The sequence below is a fragment of the Rossellomorea sp. NPDC071047 genome, from assembly GCF_050270195.1.
Taxonomy (GTDB): domain Bacteria; phylum Bacillota; class Bacilli; order Bacillales; family Bacillaceae_B; genus Rossellomorea.
Map to the genome: position 1 here is coordinate 189,976 of NZ_JBNNJT010000002.1, position 17,484 is coordinate 207,459.

Consider the following 17,484-nt stretch of genomic DNA (forward strand, 5'->3'; position numbering starts at 1 on the left):
AAAGATGCTTTTTTCATTTTTAAGGATAGAAAAGAGGATGGAGAGCGTGGTTGAAAAGGAAAATGTGGTATTAGAATGGGTCAAAGCTTTGGTGATAGCGTTAGTGGTTGTATTTATTGTCCGTACTTTTCTGGTCACACCAATCATGGTGAAGGGATCCTCCATGAATACGACTCTGCAAGACAGGGAGCGGATGATTGTGTCCAAATTAGGGGACACAGAGCGCTTTGATATCGTTGTGTTTCACGCAAATGAGGAACAGGATTATATTAAGCGCGTGATCGGCCTGCCTGGGGATAAGATCGAGTATAAAGGGGACACGTTATACATAAATGGAAAAGCGTATGAAGAACCTTACCTGAATGAACAAAAGGAGAATATACAAGGTGACTTGACCAGGCCATTTACCTTGAAGGATACGGCTGTCGGACAATCGACCGTCCCGGAAGGCCATCTTTTCGTGATGGGGGATAACAGAAGGGATAGTAAGGATAGCAGGCATATTGGGGCGATTCCTATGGAGAAGATTGTAGGGACTACGAATGTTGTATTTTATCCGCTTAAGGATATGAGGATTGTTGGGGAATAGTTCATTTTTAAAGACGCTACAAATTTGTAATAGCTTTCGTGATCAATCTGGAAGGTTTTGTCGGAATTTTCGTAAAATAAACATGAATAGGAGTGAAACATATGGAATTAAAAGTATCAAAGAAAGACGAAAACTTAAATATCAAATGGCAATTAAGCAACATCAACATTCCTTTATCCGATATTAAAGAGGTGCGGAATGATGATACTTATGGCGGTGAAGAGAAAACAGCAATGAGGATTGGTTATCCATATGGACACACGGATAGAGTCGTGATCCAGACAAGGTCAGAAACGTATATTCTGTTCACGAGTCAGGCTGGTTTGAAAGAGAAGATTATGTCGTACATTGGGGCACAAGGAGCACAGTCCTGATCACTACGCGGACATCGAGTTAAGCAAGCACTTATAAAAAGGGGGAACTACATATGAACAAAACCATCACCATTCTTCACACCAATGACCTTCACGGAAACTATGAACTGGTCATACGCCAGGCTGCGTACATAAAGAAACGTGTCAGGGAGCTTAAAGCGCAAGGGGAGAGTTACTTATTGCTGGATGGCGGGGATCACATGGATATGAGTATCAATGAGTGCCTTGCGACGAATGGCCATATGCATTTAAAGATGCTTGCGGATGTCGGGTATCATGCGATGTCGGTGGGGAATAATGAGCTGCTGAGATCGACACCGGCGTTGGTTCGAAAGCATAGCCTGGAGTCAAGTGTTCCGTGGTTGTTATCGAATCTTGTTGAGGGCGATGGGACTCCCATCGGCGGGATGAAAGAAACGCTCCTCGTGTCAATGGATAACGGAGTGAAGGTTGGACTTTTTGGAGCGACCGATCAATTCGAGGATCTTTATGAAAACAAGCACGGATTCAGGAATCTGGAAACCCTTACAGCCATCAAAAAATCCGTGTCCGATTTGAAAGCGCAGGGGGCGGATGTCATCGTCTTTCTATCCCATCTGGGTTATGGTGCCGATGTGGAAATGGCGAAAGAAATCAGTGGCATGGTCGATGTGATCGTAGGAGCTCATTCTCACACAGTACTTCAAAGTCCCGTTGTGGAATCTGGTGTCCTGATTGTTCAAGCAGGGTCTCACGGACAATATGTCGGAGAGCTACAATTGGATTTGCATATCGAGAATGGTCTTCATAAGATTGAATCCTTCGAAGGGAAATTAGCCGAAATCACTCTCGAATCCGAAATCGATGCCAGCATGGAAGCCATTTTAGAAAAGGGTCGCGAGGAAACAAATGAGTTTCTGTCTGAGGTATTGTATACCACAAGGGAAGACCTTACTCATGCTGATGTCATTCAGTTAATGGCCGAAGCCGTTCGGGACTACTGGAAGTCTGAGGTTGGCATTATGTATGGTGGAGCCGCTGTGGACCGAGGCTTGGAATCCGGTGATGTGACGAAGGGGGATATGTACAACAGATGCAGAAGCATGCATTCTCCTGTATTGATGGAGCTTAAAGGTGAACAAATTGTGAGATTGATAGAAGATAGTTTTAATGGGGAGGTTACCTCCAAACAGGTATACGGAAATGGATTCAGGCCGCATGGGATCCCGATTGGGGCTTTAGCGTTTTCTGGAGTGACGTGGAGTCACCATGACGGCATAATTTCTGATATTAAAGTGAATGGGGAAAGCCTGGTGGAAGAGAAGGTCTACAGGGTAGGGACAGGGTCGCCGTTATTGTACGAAGAAGTATGTGGATATTCTTCGGTGAAGGGGAACACATTGATCGAGGTTGGGAAGACAGAGATGGTGAAGGATGTGTTTATGAATTATTTAAGAGCCAACAAGGAAGGCTCAGTCATGTTCAATTAGGTGGTGTGTAATCTGGAATATTGGAGCTTATGGTCCCTTTATTTTAAAAGAAGAAACGATCAGCAGTTCAAGAGCCGCCGATCGTTCTTCTATACCTATCCCTGAGCTGCTTTCCCTTTTCTCGACTTCCAGAATACCATCCCGCCCAGTATCAACGGGATAACGAATTGTACTGGTATATGGAGGTAGTAGGGGACGAGTTTCAACCCCACATATAAGTGCTCGGCGATATTGTCACTTCGGTGGAGGGAAAGCAGGTAGATGGCCACCATGAAAAGGAGGACATGCCAGCTCTTTTGTTTCAACTTCAACAATTGTGTCAGTACGACCTGTGCTGCGTAAAGGAATATAGATACCTTCATAAAGCCTCCGCCGATTAATAGCAGATAGGTGAAAATTTCCAGGTGTTCGACGATGCCTAGATAGGTAACCAGTTCCATCGCTTTGACAAATGGAAAGTAATACGTGTTGGCGAAGGGGGCATGGAGGATACCGATGACCATCTCCATGGTGATCATGACTATCAGACCGGCGATGACGATGGGAATCCATACAATTTTTTGAAGCTTTTCTTTTCCTGCAATGGACGGTAGTAAGACGAGAAACACGACCAGTTCGCCGTAGGGAAAGGTGAGACCGGTCGGGAAGATCATTTTCTTCAGGGGCTCCCATCCTTGTGAGAACAATGGAAACAGATATTGGGTGTGAAATTCTTCTGACAAGAAACCGAGTAACCATAAGAACACCAGGATTATGAAGGAACAAAAGGACAGGATGACGGCACTCCTCGCAATCGTTTCTATCCCAAGCATCGTACAGTAGCCAACGATAAGCAGGAATGGGATGGAAGCGACCCAATTGGGGGCATCGGGATAAAGGATCTGGGTAGTAAAGAAGGCAAAATCATTTATCACCCGCCCCGCTATGTAGAGAAAATAAAAGCTGAATACCACGGCGAGAATCTTGGATAGGAAGGATCCGAACCCCATTTCCAGAAGAGGGATGAATTCCAGCCATAAACTCCTTTTTACTATGAGATAGTAGAAGTAGAAAAGGATGATTCCAAATGCTATTTCCATCCCTGTTGCCAGTATGCTGTCTTCCATGGCCGTGAAATTCAAGCCGATGACGATGGTACTACCGGTTAAGAAGAGAAGCATCATCGAGCATAATTCAAGCCCGGATATGGATACTTTGTTCATCAATTCCATCCCCCTTCATTGATTATTGCTTAGTATGCCCGAATCGGATAAATCGGACATCGATGCTAGTGTCCACATTAATCGTTGAGAAAAAATCCTTGTCTTTCCGTTTCTTTTTCCATACATCCGGGTGCTGCCGGTAAAGGGCATCACTCAGTCCAAGAGTATCCGTTCCATCCTCACTTGACTTTTTGATAAGTGCCTGTATATCGGATTTGATCTTTGTCTTCAATTGGTTTTCAAGCTTTTTTTGTATTGCCGGTTTTGTGAAATCCATTTTGCACGACTTTTCTTCCAGATTTCCTTCAATGGCTATCTTCAGCTTGAAAGAGACCGGATCCGTTTCCGCCTTAAGGGTTGAAGATGTCTTGAACGTGCTGATGGTGAAATCTTCTTCTGCATCCGGACATGGAGCGGATAGGGATACGACTTGGTTGATTCCTCTAATTAAAGCTAATGTATTGCTCTCCTCTAGTGTTAAATAGGAATGGAGATTTTCCCCTTTGAATGTGGCAAACCCCTCAAGTGACACATGGGCTGCTGGTGAGAAATCCTCGATATTGCTTTTAGCTGTTCCTCCTTCAATATCGCCATGGACCTCTATATATGGGATGACCATGTCTGACGTATTGTCTTCTAAATAGCTTTTGATCCGTTCTGAAGAAGAGTTCACTAAATGCCCCCAGGCTTCTTTGGAATTCTTCAGCATGATATTCGTGTATAGAGCGGATAGTTTCTGCTGAGGGGTGAACAACTGCAGAAATAATTCCGGACTTTGATTCTTAATGACAATGGTGCTGATATTTGCTGGAACCCTTGGGTCACGTACAAGAAAATCCAATGTTTCTTTCAAGCCTTCTTTTTTTGCAAGCCTATCACTCAATGCCACGACCTGTAATGTGTCGAGAATCGGATCTTTGAGGGTTTCTTTCTTGATTTTCTCGATGGCCTCAGGAATGGTTTTCCCCGTCTGGTTATAAGTGAAGCCGCCAGTCGGGTCAACGGCATTCTTCTGATTGGCGGAAGGATTGAAGACCTGCAGGGTAATGGAATAATGATCATCCACCTTGTCAATGCCGAGACCGGATACCAGCTCGACTTCATTTAAACGGCTAGTCTTCACATAACCAACGATAACGCTAGCCATCAAAATAAAAAGGATGATGAGGTGACGGAAATTGGAAAGGTTCACGAGTCATTTCCTTCTTTCTCAGGGTTTTCCATTGGTTCCTCCTTATGAAACGCTGGAATGTTCTTATTAATGTCCGGGATGGAATTCCGGAAGAATACATCCTTCGCCATGTCCTGCCAATTGAAAGGGGACACGGGTGCCAGATAAGGGACCTTGAATGATCTTAAATAACAGAGATGCACTAATAGCATCAAGGTAAACAAGGCGATCCCATACAAACCGAGCAGGGCTGCAATTAAGATCAAACTGAGCTTAATGATCCTGGTGGCATAGCTCATGATGGCGATCGGGATGATACTGGATAAGATGAACGATGTACTGATTATCACCAGGGTGATGGGTTGAACAAGCTGAGCTTCCACAGAGGCCTGGCCGAACACGATCGCCCCAAACAGGGAGATGGTGATGACAACGCTCTGGGGAAGGCGGCTTGATCCCTCATAAATGGCCTCTGTCAAGACGAATACGAGTAGGATTTCAAAGACCGTCGGAAAAGGGACCGACTCCCTCTGGGCCAAGAATCCCACCAGTAGATTGACTGGCAACAGTCCCTTGTGGAACGTCGTAAACGCCACATAGAATGCCGGGATGTACAGGGAGAGCCAGAACAGGATGAAGCGCATGGGTCGGATGAATTTTGTTGCTTCACTGTTAATGTAATAGTCATCCGATGATTGAAAGAATTGCATGAAAACGGCAGGGGCTATCAGGGCGAAGGGGGTTCCGTCAACCATAATGCAAACCCTTCCCTCCAATACTTCCGCCGCCGCTACATCCGGCCTGTCCGAGTTCATGACTAAGGGAAAAATGGTTTTTGACTCTTTCGTCAAATATTCCGAAATATAGTTAGACCCGATGACAGAATCAAGGGAGATTTTTTTAAGCTTGTTCCTTATTTCATTCAGGATGTCCCCGTCGACCATGTTTTCCAAATAAATAAGGGAGACGGATGTACTGGTGAATTCACCATATACTTGAGTCTCGACATGCAGGGAGGGATTTTTGATGTATTTCCGAAGCAAGGCGACGTTTCCACTCCGGCTCTCCGTAAATCCGACGTCAGGCCCCTCTATGGTCCGCTGCCCCTTCGGATTGGTAAGGGAGCGTTCCTCCCACTTCGATGTATCAGCGGCAAGGATGTCCGCCAGTCCTTCGAACAGAATCAAGGTGGATCCATCCACCAGTTTGCCGATGGCATCATCCATATCCTTTACCACTTCTATATCAGATACCTGAATGACGGACTGAATCAAGAAAGGGATGAAGAGTTCTTCTTCCTCAGGTGTCGGGTCGTTCAATAAAGGTTCGATGATATGTTCCTGGATGGACGCAGTATCAACGATGCCATCTATATAGAGGAGGCATGTCGAAAGAAGTCCCCCGGGCAACTTCAGGTATCGTGTTTTCACATCCGAGCTATCGCTCAAGCTAGTGAGAAGCCGGGAAACACGTTCTTCCAATGGTGCAACATGGTTTATGTTCATTACTCTCACCCTTTAGATTATGTCAATATGGTAGTATGCTCTAAGATTGCTTGATTATTCCATTGGAGAATTGAATTAGTCTTCACGTAGGTTAAAGTGGTTAGTGGTCAATTGGCTATCTTATTTTTAAAAAATATTGTAAATTCAGATAAACAGAAGTTGGAAGAAAGTTCAAAATAAAGTAAAATAAGAACGTATGTTTTGATTGGTGTAAAAATAGGGGGAACGTATGATGACTCAAACAAAGTATCCACAAGTGTGGAATCTCAACAGCATTTTCGAAGGTGGAAGCGAATCGCCTGATTTACAAGAACATATGAAACAGACTGAAGGCAAGATTTTGAAACTGGATGATAAGCTGAAAAAGTGGATGTCACCCTTAAGCGATTCATATCAATTAGCGCGTTTTCTTGATTATCTTAGAGAAATAAAGCTTTCCATATCACAAGCCAGATCCTACGCTATCTGTCTTCTTTCGGAAAATCCGAAAGACCAGGGGGCACAATTGTATAGAGGGGAAACCACGGTTCTTCAATCAAAATATGATTCTATTACCGTTGATCTGAAAAGGAAATTAGCTCATACGGAGGAATCAGTATGGGAGAGTTTGCTTGATTCAGAGGACTTAAAGGAGTATCGATACATCCTGGGTGAATGGCGTGAAGAAGCGGACCGGGAGCCTTCCCGGGAAGTGACGGACCTCATGGCAGACGGGTACCACGCCTGGGGGTATTTCTATCAATCGTTCATGAGCAGTATCAAGGTGCAGGTGAATGGTCAGGATTTCTCAGTAGGACAGGCCATCAATCTGCGTTCGCACCACGATGCTTCGATTCGAAAAAAATCTCATGAGGCACTGGTGGAAAAGTGGACGGAGCATGAAGGGCAGTTCGCGCAAATCCTGAATCATCTCGCAGGATTCAGGTTGAGCATGTATAAGAGCGTGGGGATAGAGGACGTACTCCATGTTCCTCTCGCCCAAAACCGGATGAAGGAAGAAACGCTGAATAGCATGTTTTCAGTCATGGAGAGATATAAAGAATCGTTTGCCGAATACCTGAACGTGAAAGCACGGATGAACGGTGATGCCAAAATGAAGTCCTATCACTTTTGGTCCCCAATGAATCACCATCACCAAGGAATCGAATACGGAGAAGCCGCTGCGTTGATCGAGGAACAATTTCGTACGTTCGGGCCGGAAATGGGACGGTTTGCGGAGACGGCTTTCCGTGAAGGCTGGGTCGAAGCTGAAAACCGACCAGGAAAGTCTGCGGTTCCCATTTGTGCGGGGTTTCCGTTAACAGGGGAGTCCAGGGTGTTCCTGACATTCCCCGGCACATTCAAAGGGGTGTTGACCCTTGTGCATGAACTGGGTCATGCCTTTCATAACCATGCGATGAAATCGGTGAACGGGATGAACAAAGCCTATCCCATGAGTTTGGCCGAAACGGCGTCGACCTTCGCAGAGATGATCATCTTGGAGGCGGCCATGGAAAAAGCGGAGTCTGACGAAGAGAAGCTGTTTCTTCTTGATGAGAAACTAAAGCGCAGCGTCATGAACTTTATGAACCTACATGCTCGGTTCATCTTTGAAAAGGACTTTCACGAAGAACGGAAGAAGGGGTTTGTCCCCGCAGCACGCTTGAACGAACTGATGGAGTCTGCCATGGAAAAAGGGTATGCCGGTTCCCTTGATGAGGTCCCGGTGCACTCCTGGGTATGGACGCCCCATTTCTATAAAACAGAATCTCCTTTCTATAACTTTCCCTACACCTTTGGGTACTTACTTGCACTCAACTTATTCGCCAGGGCGAAGGAAACGGGGAAAGGATTCGAGGAGCATTATATGGACCTCTTGCGGGATTCAGGCAGCATGTCGGCAGAAGACCTCGTCATGAAGCATTTGGGGGAAGACATTACCGGAGAAGCCTTTTGGGAAAAAGGGATGAGGTTATGTATAGAGGATAGCGAGGAATTTGTAAGATTGGCCACTTCCCGATGAAAAAGATTCAGTTGCTGATAGCCCTTCCTTCTATTCTATTATTATGTGTTTCTCTGTTTTTCGATCTCGATTACTTACTCTATCTATCCCTGGCCGGATTCTTACTGGCAATGGTCATCAAGCAATTAAGGATGCGGAATCGGATGTATGAACTGGGGCATCCAGACCGGAATTTTGATCGGCATGAGGATGGGGACGAGGGTGATTCAGAAATCGATGTCAGCGGGGATGATTGAAAATAGCTTTTAAATGAGGAGAGAATTCATGGACAAGGTCTTACTTAACATAGTCAATCGATTAAACAAGCAGGATGGGAGAATGGTCATCGGCATATCAGGCCACGGTGCTTCCGGTAAAACTACGTTTGCCAAAAAGCTTTTGACGCTTCTGGAAGGAAAAGGGGTCAATTATATCAACACCGATCCCTATATCGTCAATTCCGACGTCAGAAAACACACCTCCATCCAATATGAATACAACAATGACACCCATCAATCCAAAATGACCGCCTGTCATCCTGCGGCTCACCATCTATTCGCCCTCGATCGGGATATCAGGATGGTGAAGGAGGGAATGGATATCTACACACTGGACGTCCCCTATGAACGAAGTCAGCTTATCTCGTCCCAAAATAACCTTACGATTGTAGAAGGGATGTCCGTTGCATTCAGCAAACCGGATCTTTACGACCTTAAAATTTACTTTTATACGGATGGTGATACGGAGCTCATGAGAAGGGGAATCCGCGATGTTTCCGAAAGAGGGATGGATGTGGAGTATTTAAGGAAAACCCACGACGAGCGCAGAATTCAATATGAGGTCTTTATGCATCCGAAGCATGAGCATTTTGATGTGGTGGTGAAGAATTCGGATGAGGGGTATTGGGTGGATAAGGATATAGAGTAGGTACAGTTCTAATGATGTTTATGTTTTTTGAAACATAGTATTGAGTTAGTTAGATGACATTTAAACCACAGGAGGTTAAATGGTGAAGAGACCTTTAGGTGTATCAATCATTGGCTATTTTTATATTTTTGGGAGCATCGTATTTTTGTTTACGGCTATTTTTTATCAGGCTGGTGCTGACACCATTGGCATTTCAGAGAGGTTTGGAGTATCGGTCGTACCTGAACGAGTCATGAGAGTAGCAGTGGCATTCTTTTCACTGTTGATGGCTTATGGGTACATGAGGTTGAAAAAATGGGGTTTTTGGTTATTGATCACGTACTCGGTACTATTTGGAATTATCAGTGTCATATTAGCAACGAATCAACCTCAACAGCCTTTTATCGGAAATGTTGTTTTTTCGGTCATCGTCTTGATTTATTCGATTTATGTGAAAGAGACATTTTTCGAGTCTGCTCCAAGAAACCAGTCTAATTAAGACAGGAGAGATACTATGAAAGATAGGAAAGGCACTAATATACTGATCTTCGTCGGTTGGTTGTCGGTCATTTTGGCGTTCTTCACTCCCTCGATCTTTCACGGTTTCATCGCCTTTTGCGTGGGGCTGGTCTTAAAAAAGGACTACGAGAAAAAACGGTATGGAATGTTTTTTATGGTTTTAGGGATAACGAGCGGGATACTGCCTCATGTGATTGGATTTCTATTGATTGGGTACATGGAAAAAGCGCTTTAAGGGAGTTTATCAAAAGAAGATAAGCTTAGTTTGCAGGAGGAGTGAAAGTAGAACAATTCAAAGTTCATTGAAAATTGAAACTTTTCCGCGGCTCCATTCGTAAATGTAAGTCATACGAGGGGGAATCAAAATGAAGAAATTCATAACAAGAACGTCATTAGTAACGGCTGCGATACTTGCTATTGGCGTTTGGGTCGGGAGCCTACTGCTCTCTTTTTCTTACGGGGAATGGAGCTTTTTCATCGGTCTCGGAATAACGGTGGGGCTTTTCTTTTTCAATAGTAGCGGTGGTGCGTTATCGAAAGGGGCTACCCTTGAAGCGAGTGAAGCAGGGTGGAAGATTCAGAAGGGCAATGAGCTGAAAGCGAATGTAGGTTCAGTGTTTTATGGAGCGGTCTTATTTACGCTGATCAGTTTTGTGATTATGATGGTTACGTATTTTTAATATGATGATTTGTTCAGATAGGAAGGGTCAGTATAAGGATTGTGCGGTTTATGGGCTACTTAAAGAGGATTATGAATCACAGAAATAATTCCTGCACAATGTTTAATAGAATAAATGAAGCAACTGTTTAAATAAAAGGGGGACTTACCTCATGATAAAAAAACTACTCATAATCCTCTTTCTTCTTCTCTCCTTTGGGCAGACGGCTTCTGCGAAGTCCTACAGTATTGATGAAGTACGCATACGTGCATGGATCCAGCCGAATGGAAACCTGCTTGTCAATGAAATGTTCACCTACACGTTCGATGGGAAGTATTCGAGTGTCAGGAGATCGATTCATGGGGATAACCATGAGGGAGTGGAGTGGTTCAAAGCCTCTGAAGTGATCAATGATGAGGCGGAGCTCGGGTTTTTAGAGGAAGGTGACCTGCGTCCTCTTGAGGTAGAGCGGGAGGAGTTGACGTATCGATCACCATTTCCGGTGGAGAACGACAAGAAGACCATTTTTTACGGCTATGAGTTGAAGAATGCCGTGAAGTCGTATGATACATATAGTGATGTGCTTGTTCCCTTTTTCGGATCAGGGGACAACCATGACGTGGATTTACATAACGTAACGATTGATTTTGTTTTTCCGGAGAAGGTCGAGCCTGGGGAGTATTCGGCCTTTTTTCACGACCGGAAGGGGAGTGTGGAAGAGAAAGGTCCAGAGGTCGTGCGCTTTACGACACCCGTTTCCAGCATGTATTCCTTAACGGAAACGCGGTTACTGTTTCCGTCCTCTGTCATGAATGAACAAGAAAAGACCGCTGCGCCTAAATCATTGGAAAAGGTGATTGAGGAGGAAGAAGCGCGGATGGAGCTTGCAGCCCATAGGGAAGCTCAAATGGAAACATTCAATAAAGTGCTGGCTGGACTGGGGGTTTCGTTAGGCACGGTAGGATTCATCATGATTCTTGGAAGCCTGATTGGTAGAGTAAGAGGAAGCGGCAGACCGTCTGATGTGCTGGAAGCGGATCCCCTTCTCTTGTATATGGTGCATAGGAGAGGGAAATTCACTCACGGGGCCATGCTGGCTGGCCTATATTCTCTAGTGGAAAGAGGGAAGGCAACGGTTCGCAAACAGAAAACGACGACCCGTTTTCTAAGTGATGCCCGCTCACCGGATGAGACCTTGTTCTTTACATTAAACCCTGAAGGAAATCAGTTATCTTCGATTGAAGAAAAGCTGGTGTCCTGGGTTTTTAAGAGGAGAGGGAGGAACGGATCAGCGTCCTTTGCCCTGACGGATTTGGCAGGGGCTACGAAGAGTGAAAAAGATCATAAACGGGATGTGAAAAAATATCATTCTAAGGTAAAGACACTGAAAGAGCAGGAAAAAGAATGGTTTGCCGACGTGTTAAAAGATGCAAAGGGAGCGAATCTTCTGCATGACCGATGGTTTCACTTTGTAACGAAAGTTCCGCCTCTTTTCATTTTGATAGGAATTTTATGTGCCTACTATTTCGATATGCAATCGACTTTTGCCATGTGGATGTATGGAATCCTGGGTGGTGGATTCATGATTTGGGGATGGATGAAGAAAGAAAAGAAGTGGCCGTTGCTCGTATTCAGTGTCATTTCATTATTCGCAGCGGGTCAACTCGTGAATGAAACAGCGATCTCATTAGTACTCACGTGCATCATGCTCGCGCTATTTCTCTATATCATGGTGCCCCGCCATACCTTGTCGGGACCGGCACTCGATATAAAAGCTGGCATCCGCAGGTATCGTAAACAGGTAAAGAAAGAAGGGATCCCGAACGTGGGAGGAGAGGAACTGGATAAGTGGATGATCCGTTCCCTCCTATTCGAAAGGAAGCGGAGACTGAAAAAATCGGTGGGAGATGGGTTGGCCGACAGTGCTGCTTTGTCAGCAGCTCCCCTTACAGCTCTCCTAGTATCTGACCAGAATCCCCAAGAGTTTCTGACGAATTCATGGAAATGGAGTGTGCCGCCTGCAAGCTCTTCATCCGGTTGGTCTGACGGAGGGTATTCCGGAGGAGGCGGTGACAGCGGCGGTGGTGGAGGTGCTGGTGCGGATTGATGAAAGGAGGCCAATTCTATTTTAAAGTGGAAAGGGCTTGCCTTAACGAGAAAAATATAGAAGGACAAAGGTGCTAGTCAGCACCTTTGTCCTTTTCTTATTTCAATAAAAAAAACTTTTTTTAAAAAAAGTGATCCATATCAAAATACGCTGCGTTATCTTACCAGAACACAAAAAACAAAACGAAAAAGGAGAGTTCAAAAAATGAAAAAAACAAAGATACTTAGGAAAATCGCAGCACCGATGTTAGGATTATCTCTATTAGCTCCAACGGTAAGTTTCGCGGCAGAAACGCCGACAGCGGTGACGCCGGCTTCCGATCTTCGTTCCACACTGGATCAATTACTATCAGAACACTATGTTCTAGCGGTCAATGCCATGGTGAAGGATTATAAAGATGCACCGGATGAGAAACAGGCTTATGAAGCACTGAATCAAAATGCACTGGATATGACACCGGCAATCGAATCGATTTACGGTAAAGAAGGCGCTCAGAAATTCGAAGAGATCTTTGCCGGACATAATGATTACTCTCCTGATTTCGTAGAAGCGGCACAATCCGATGATGCGGAAATGAGAAAAGCTGCGGAAGCCGAAGTGAAAGAATTCGTCAATGAATTCTCAGCATTCCTTGCAACAGCCACTGAAGGAAATCTTCCAGAAGAGGCAGCGAAAGAAGTACTGGCAGCACATGAGCAGGATGTCATCGAAACATTTGACAGCTATGTAGAAGAAGATTATAAAGCGTATCAAACGAACTTCAAAGAAGGTTACGACAGAATGTTTGATATCTCTAAAGCATTATCCGGAGCGATCGTAACGCAGATGCCGGATAAATTCAATAACACAAAAGCAGACGCACCGGCAGCGGAATTACGCTCTACATTAAACAATCTTGCAGCAGAACATTTCGCATTAGCAGCAATGAGCATGCAAAAGGGTGTAAGTGAAGCGCCTGATTATGATACAGCGACTTGGGCTGAAGATATGAACACCGAAGCCTGGACGAAAGCCATCGGATCCATTTATGGAGAAGAAGGTGCGGCACAATTCAAGAAGCTATGGACGAGTGAGCATATAAACGCTCAAGCAGAATTAGTGAGTGCAACAGTAGCTGGAGATGAGGAAGCAGCGAAAATGGCAAGAGAGAGTCTGGGGATGTTCACGGAAGAGTTCGGTACTTTCCTTGCAACAGCGACAGAAGGAAATCTGCCTAAAGACGCAGCGGTATCTTCCCTTAAGACACATGAAGATCAAGTGCTAAGTACCTTTGATAAATATGTAGAAGAAGATTACAAAGGAAGCATGGATAGCTTCCGTGAAGGATATGCGTTCATGTTCGGTGTAGGGAAAGCACTGGGAGACGCGATTGTGAAGCAAAATCCTGAGAAGTTCGCATCCAGTGACATGCCAGAACAAATGCCTAACACAGGTATGGGCGGTGCAGCAGATCAACAATTGCCAATGGCTGCATGGATCACATTTGTCGCGGTAGCATTAATGGCTGGTGGAATTATCATCAAGAAAAAATTTGCTGACCAACAATAATTGATAGAAGAGCCATGGGAAGAGCGGGAATCTGCTCTTCTCTCTTCTCTTAAGTGGAGGGAATATGATGAAGAAACGAATACTTATCATACTGATCGCGGTCCTTATGATTGGTGTTGTCAGCTTTCAGGCAATCGCAAAGGACGGACCTGAGAAAGAAAGCCAGACAACTCAATCTGATAAGAAACAAACAGTGGAAAAAGAAAAAGCCAAAAGCGGGGTGGGTACTGCCCATAAGGAAGAAGAGTTTGTTCTTCTTGACTCTTTAAAGAAGAAAAAAACAGAGCTTGAAGAGCAGGTAAAGGTTCAAGAAGAAGGAATTACGCCTTCCCGTGTCCAGATCCCGAGCATGGACATAGATACCAACATCATTCCCGTCGGGTTACTTGAAAACGGGGAAATGGAAGTACCTGAAGAAACCGATGTGGTCGGCTGGTACGACCGAGGGGTGAAGGTCGGTGCCAAGGGAAATGCCGTCCTGGCTGGACATGTCGACAGTAAGAAAGGCCCGGCGATCTTCTTCTATTTGAAGAACATCAAGGTAGGGGAGAAGATCATCGTCACGGATGAAAAGGGAATGGAACGAACCTTCGAGGTGAAATCGAAGGAAAGCTACCCGAGTGACGAAGCTCCGATTGAGAAAATCTTCGGACCATCGGATAAACGGAACCTGAATGTCATAACGTGCACAGGTACGTTCAATCATGACGAACACCTTTATCCTGACCGGCTGGTCGTGTATACAGAGCTCATCTCTGAAACCCAGGTCAATGAGCTCGAAGCTCCTGAACCACCGACTGCAGTCGAATACGATACCGGATCCCTTTCCTGGCACTCGGTCAATGATGATACAGTATTGGGTTACAGAGTGTATAAAAAGTCCACAGGCGCGGAAGAGTTCGAACATATCGAGAGTATTTCAGCACATGAACGTAAGAGCTTTTTTGATGGAGAGGCTGAAAAGGGAGATTCATATTATATTACGACTGTGAATATTGAGGATAAGGAATCTGATCCTTCTGAAAAAGTGGTAGTGAAATAAATACACCAGGGACCCTCAGTCCGGTATAAGGAGGGTCTCTTTCTTTCGATTGAAAGGGGGTAACAAAGAGCAAGGATCCTCCCCCCTCAGCTTTTTTATATGGTACGAAATGTGATAAAGCAGCCAGTATGGTACCATAATGTCATATGATTCAACATAAGAAGGTGAGCAAGTGGACATCAGGCACTTAAAATATTTTATAGAAGTAACGAGATTCAAGAGTTTCACCCGTGCTGCGGATCATTTGTTTGTGACCCAGCCGACGATCAGTAAGATGATCAGGAACTTAGAGGATGAGCTTGGGGTGGAGCTGTTCGATCGTTCCCGGAAGCAGCTCGTGCTGACGGATGCGGGACGGGCGATTTTGAAGCAGGCCCAGACGATCGATAAGGCATTCGAGAATGTCCAGCATGAACTCGATGACCTGATCGGCCTTCAACGGGGACATATCCGCATCGGACTGCCGCCGATCATGGACGCAGGTCGGTTCATCAAGGTGCTGGGCGAGTTCCATGCCCTCTACCCAGGTATCACATTTCAGTTGATCGAAAATGGGACGAAGCGGATTGAAGAAGATATCCTCGCCGATCAGCTCGATGTGGGGGTGGGTGTCCTGCCTGCTGCAGAGGAGGATTTTCACCATTTTTCTTTTATGAAAGAAGAACTTCGGATCGTGGTTCCAAGGACACATCGATTGGCCGGCAGGAAGCAGGTTAAATTGGTTGAGCTTGAGGACGAACAGTTCATTCTCTTTAATAAGGACTTTGCGTTGAATGACCGGATCCGCGGGGCTTGCAAAGAAGCAGGTTTTCTCCCGAAAGTGGTGTCTGAAAGTTCTCAATGGGACTTCATCGGGAAGATGATCGAAGCGGAACTCGGGATTTCGATCCTGCCGAACAGCGTGTATGAGCAGCTGAAGGAGGATCTCGTCGCTATCCGCGTCGTAAAGCCTGTCATCGAATGGGACCTCGCCATTATCTGGAGAAAAAATCAATACCTATCGTATGCCACAAAAGAGTGGCTGACTTTTACCCAGGAACGGTTGATGGGGAGCATTTCTGACTAAGGAATGCTCTTTTTTTGTCGTCTATTTTGGAAAAATGGGGATTCATACCATTCAGATGTAAGCCGTTGCATAGACAGTATCTATGGTAATGATAAAAAACATTCATTTCACTTATCCTGCTTAGGGGCGTACACTTTGGGTATCAAACGTTTGAGAAACCATTTTACAATAGAAGGGACTTGTTCTTCATGGCAAAAACGAAGCATCCGAAAGAGAGTCTGGTCGTCAGCACGGACCAGGTGATGATCAATGATTTAAACAACTACAACACCCTGTTCGGCGGGGTCTTGATGAAGAAGCTTGATAACAATGCGACGTTATCAGCGAGACGTCATGCACGGGTGAAAGAATGTGTGACGGCATCAACGGATTCCATCGACTTCCTGTATCCGATCCATCAAAGTGATTCCGTTTGCGTCGAATCCTTCGTCTCATACGTCGGGAATAAATCCATGGAAATCTTCTGCAAAGTGATCGCCGAAGACATGATCACGGGGGAAAGACGAATGGCGGCGACAGCTTTCCTGACCTTCGTCGCACTCGATGAAAATAAAAATCCTGTCAAAGTACCGGAAATTGTCCCGGAGACAGAAGAAGAGAAATTTTTGTTCGAATCAGGAAAAGAACGGGCGGAAAGAAGACGGGTCCGCCGCAAGCAGAGTAAAATCCTGAATGACATCATTGGACTCGAAAAACCTTGGAATTTGGGAGGGGAAGCATCATGACCACTATGCTTGCTGGAATGAACGAACTGCACGAGGCGAAAAAAGATGTGGAATCGCTCAAACAGGAATATCCTGAGCTGAATGAGCAGCTCGTCCACGTCGTAAGCCTGACGAGACAATTACAGTTGAAATATGGATACATGGGATCACTACTCCGTGACAAGGAGCTGCCGGACTATGAGCCGAAGTTTGTAAGAGGCTCGATCCTGTCCCTCTATCTTGAGGAAGTGCAGAAGCTGAAAGAAAACCCTAATATCGTTCAGCTGAAAGACATCATGAAAAAGCACCGACAAATCAGTGATTCTAAATTATTTTTATTGATTCTTGGCGCGAAGCCGGAACTGTTGCAGGGGTCGACGATTATTAAATAATGGATGGATGTACTGCAGAAATTGAAGATCATTTCGGAAAACTAAAGGAGATAGCTTATCTATAGCGGGTAAGCTATTTTTTTGCACAAAAAAAGATTGAGATAGTTTCCATTTTCTAAGGACCAAACATGATTTTCTTGTGAATAGTATCATCGATATCCTGAGTGGGGTCGGGATCGTCTTTTTGATTTTACGATAATAATGGCTGGTGAAGAGGTGGAAACTTGGAAAGGACATAAGGGAAAACATG

General features: G+C 45.0%; 18 protein-coding genes. 15 read left to right on the top strand and 3 right to left on the bottom strand.

Translation table 11 applies throughout. The annotated features are described in order from the left end of the window. Positions 1–46: 46 nt before the first annotated feature. The 3 genes from lepB to ACQKFO_RS08715 all read left to right on the top strand — a co-directional run bounded on the left by lepB (position 47) and on the right by ACQKFO_RS08715 (position 2,432). Complete coding sequence (lepB, locus tag ACQKFO_RS08705; protein WP_427598004.1) at positions 47–589, top strand: signal peptidase I; 543 nt, start codon at positions 47–49, stop codon at positions 587–589. A 101-nt stretch (positions 590–690) separates the two neighbouring features. Continuing rightward, the gene (locus tag ACQKFO_RS08710) at positions 691–963 is read left to right on the top strand and encodes a PH domain-containing protein (protein ID WP_427598006.1); all 273 of its coding nucleotides are present in this window, start codon (positions 691–693) and stop codon (positions 961–963) included. 53 nt (positions 964–1,016) lie between these two features. Then, positions 1,017–2,432, top strand: coding sequence for a bifunctional metallophosphatase/5'-nucleotidase (locus tag ACQKFO_RS08715; RefSeq protein ID WP_427598008.1), 1,416 nt, complete (start codon positions 1,017–1,019; stop codon positions 2,430–2,432). 95 nt (positions 2,433–2,527) lie between these two features. On the opposite strand, the gene ACQKFO_RS08720 is transcribed toward ACQKFO_RS08715, so the two are convergent. Genes ACQKFO_RS08720 through ACQKFO_RS08730 form a run of 3 tightly spaced genes read right to left on the bottom strand, consistent with a single transcriptional unit; the run spans position 2,528 to position 6,310 of the window. Then, entirely contained in the window at positions 2,528–3,634 is a 1,107-nt protein-coding gene (locus tag ACQKFO_RS08720; protein WP_427598010.1) for a GerAB/ArcD/ProY family transporter, read from the bottom strand. A 22-nt stretch (positions 3,635–3,656) separates the two neighbouring features. Further along, positions 3,657–4,826: a Ger(x)C family spore germination protein gene (locus ACQKFO_RS08725; RefSeq protein ID WP_427598012.1), complete on the bottom strand. Its 1,170-nt coding sequence runs from the start codon at positions 4,824–4,826 to the stop codon at positions 3,657–3,659. Then, positions 4,823–6,310: a spore germination protein gene (locus tag ACQKFO_RS08730; RefSeq protein ID WP_427598014.1), complete on the bottom strand. Its 1,488-nt coding sequence runs from the start codon at positions 6,308–6,310 to the stop codon at positions 4,823–4,825. Before ACQKFO_RS08730 ends, ACQKFO_RS08725 begins: the two co-directional genes overlap by 4 nt. Before the next feature lie 229 nt (positions 6,311–6,539). Here ACQKFO_RS08730 and ACQKFO_RS08735 point away from each other — a divergent pair, with 229 nt between their 5' ends. The 12 genes from ACQKFO_RS08735 (at position 6,540) to ACQKFO_RS08790 (ending at position 17,234) form a co-directional block, all read left to right on the top strand. Beyond that, a complete protein-coding gene (locus ACQKFO_RS08735) occupies positions 6,540–8,312 on the top strand; it encodes a M3 family oligoendopeptidase (protein ID WP_427598016.1) in 1,773 nt (590 codons plus the stop codon). Beyond that, positions 8,309–8,548 carry a hypothetical protein gene (locus tag ACQKFO_RS08740; protein WP_427598018.1) on the top strand — a complete coding sequence of 80 codons (240 nt, stop codon included), beginning with the start codon at positions 8,309–8,311 and terminating at the stop codon, positions 8,546–8,548. Before ACQKFO_RS08735 ends, ACQKFO_RS08740 begins: the two co-directional genes overlap by 4 nt. Before the next feature lie 28 nt (positions 8,549–8,576). After that, positions 8,577–9,218: a uridine kinase family protein gene (locus ACQKFO_RS08745; protein ID WP_427598020.1), complete on the top strand. Its 642-nt coding sequence runs from the start codon at positions 8,577–8,579 to the stop codon at positions 9,216–9,218. Positions 9,219–9,300: 82 nt separating this feature from the next. Then, positions 9,301–9,696 (top strand): hypothetical protein, encoded by a 396-nt coding sequence (locus ACQKFO_RS08750; protein WP_427598022.1) that lies wholly within the window; start codon positions 9,301–9,303, stop codon positions 9,694–9,696. Positions 9,697–9,711: 15 nt separating this feature from the next. Next, entirely contained in the window at positions 9,712–9,951 is a 240-nt protein-coding gene (locus ACQKFO_RS08755; RefSeq protein WP_427598024.1) for a hypothetical protein, read from the top strand. 130 nt (positions 9,952–10,081) lie between these two features. Then, positions 10,082–10,396 (top strand): hypothetical protein, encoded by a 315-nt coding sequence (locus ACQKFO_RS08760; protein ID WP_427598026.1) that lies wholly within the window; start codon positions 10,082–10,084, stop codon positions 10,394–10,396. Between the two features lie 151 nt (positions 10,397–10,547). Further along, positions 10,548–12,482 carry a DUF2207 domain-containing protein gene (locus tag ACQKFO_RS08765; RefSeq protein ID WP_427598028.1) on the top strand — a complete coding sequence of 645 codons (1,935 nt, stop codon included), beginning with the start codon at positions 10,548–10,550 and terminating at the stop codon, positions 12,480–12,482. A 204-nt stretch (positions 12,483–12,686) separates the two neighbouring features. Further along, positions 12,687–14,030, top strand: coding sequence for a copper amine oxidase (locus ACQKFO_RS08770; RefSeq protein WP_427598030.1), 1,344 nt, complete (start codon positions 12,687–12,689; stop codon positions 14,028–14,030). Positions 14,031–14,097: 67 nt separating this feature from the next. Then, on the top strand, positions 14,098–15,072 hold the full coding sequence (locus tag ACQKFO_RS08775) for a sortase domain-containing protein (RefSeq protein ID WP_427598032.1): 975 nt from the start codon (positions 14,098–14,100) through the stop codon (positions 15,070–15,072). Between the two features lie 172 nt (positions 15,073–15,244). Continuing rightward, positions 15,245–16,138: a cidABC operon transcriptional activator CidR gene (cidR, locus tag ACQKFO_RS08780; protein ID WP_427598034.1), complete on the top strand. Its 894-nt coding sequence runs from the start codon at positions 15,245–15,247 to the stop codon at positions 16,136–16,138. Positions 16,139–16,326: 188 nt separating this feature from the next. Next, a complete protein-coding gene (locus tag ACQKFO_RS08785; protein ID WP_148967493.1) occupies positions 16,327–16,863 on the top strand; it encodes an acyl-CoA thioesterase in 537 nt (178 codons plus the stop codon). After that, on the top strand, positions 16,860–17,234 hold the full coding sequence (locus tag ACQKFO_RS08790; RefSeq protein ID WP_427598036.1) for a hypothetical protein: 375 nt from the start codon (positions 16,860–16,862) through the stop codon (positions 17,232–17,234). The genes ACQKFO_RS08785 and ACQKFO_RS08790 overlap by 4 nt, the downstream gene beginning before the upstream one ends. Positions 17,235–17,484: the final 250 nt, after the last annotated feature.

Excerpts from the sequence above, each read along its gene's own strand:
- ACQKFO_RS08735 (WP_427598016.1), top strand. The coding sequence starts at position 6,540 with ATGATGACTCAAACAAAGTATCCACAAGTGTGGAATCTCAACAGCATT.
- ACQKFO_RS08770 (WP_427598030.1), top strand. The coding sequence starts at position 12,687 with ATGAAAAAAACAAAGATACTTAGGAAAATCGCAGCACCGATGTTAGGA.
- ACQKFO_RS08790 (WP_427598036.1), top strand. The coding sequence starts at position 16,860 with ATGACCACTATGCTTGCTGGAATGAACGAACTGCACGAGGCGAAAAAA.
- ACQKFO_RS08730 (WP_427598014.1), bottom strand. The coding sequence starts at position 6,310 with ATGAACATAAACCATGTTGCACCATTGGAAGAACGTGTTTCCCGGCTT.
- ACQKFO_RS08720 (WP_427598010.1), bottom strand. The coding sequence starts at position 3,634 with ATGAACAAAGTATCCATATCCGGGCTTGAATTATGCTCGATGATGCTT.
- ACQKFO_RS08745 (WP_427598020.1), top strand. The coding sequence starts at position 8,577 with ATGGACAAGGTCTTACTTAACATAGTCAATCGATTAAACAAGCAGGAT.
- ACQKFO_RS08785 (WP_148967493.1), top strand. The coding sequence starts at position 16,327 with ATGGCAAAAACGAAGCATCCGAAAGAGAGTCTGGTCGTCAGCACGGAC.
- ACQKFO_RS08715 (WP_427598008.1), top strand. The coding sequence starts at position 1,017 with ATGAACAAAACCATCACCATTCTTCACACCAATGACCTTCACGGAAAC.
- ACQKFO_RS08765 (WP_427598028.1), top strand. The coding sequence starts at position 10,548 with ATGATAAAAAAACTACTCATAATCCTCTTTCTTCTTCTCTCCTTTGGG.
- ACQKFO_RS08760 (WP_427598026.1), top strand. The coding sequence starts at position 10,082 with ATGAAGAAATTCATAACAAGAACGTCATTAGTAACGGCTGCGATACTT.
- ACQKFO_RS08710 (WP_427598006.1), top strand. The coding sequence starts at position 691 with ATGGAATTAAAAGTATCAAAGAAAGACGAAAACTTAAATATCAAATGG.
- ACQKFO_RS08755 (WP_427598024.1), top strand. The coding sequence starts at position 9,712 with ATGAAAGATAGGAAAGGCACTAATATACTGATCTTCGTCGGTTGGTTG.
- ACQKFO_RS08740 (WP_427598018.1), top strand. The coding sequence starts at position 8,309 with ATGAAAAAGATTCAGTTGCTGATAGCCCTTCCTTCTATTCTATTATTA.
- ACQKFO_RS08775 (WP_427598032.1), top strand. The coding sequence starts at position 14,098 with ATGAAGAAACGAATACTTATCATACTGATCGCGGTCCTTATGATTGGT.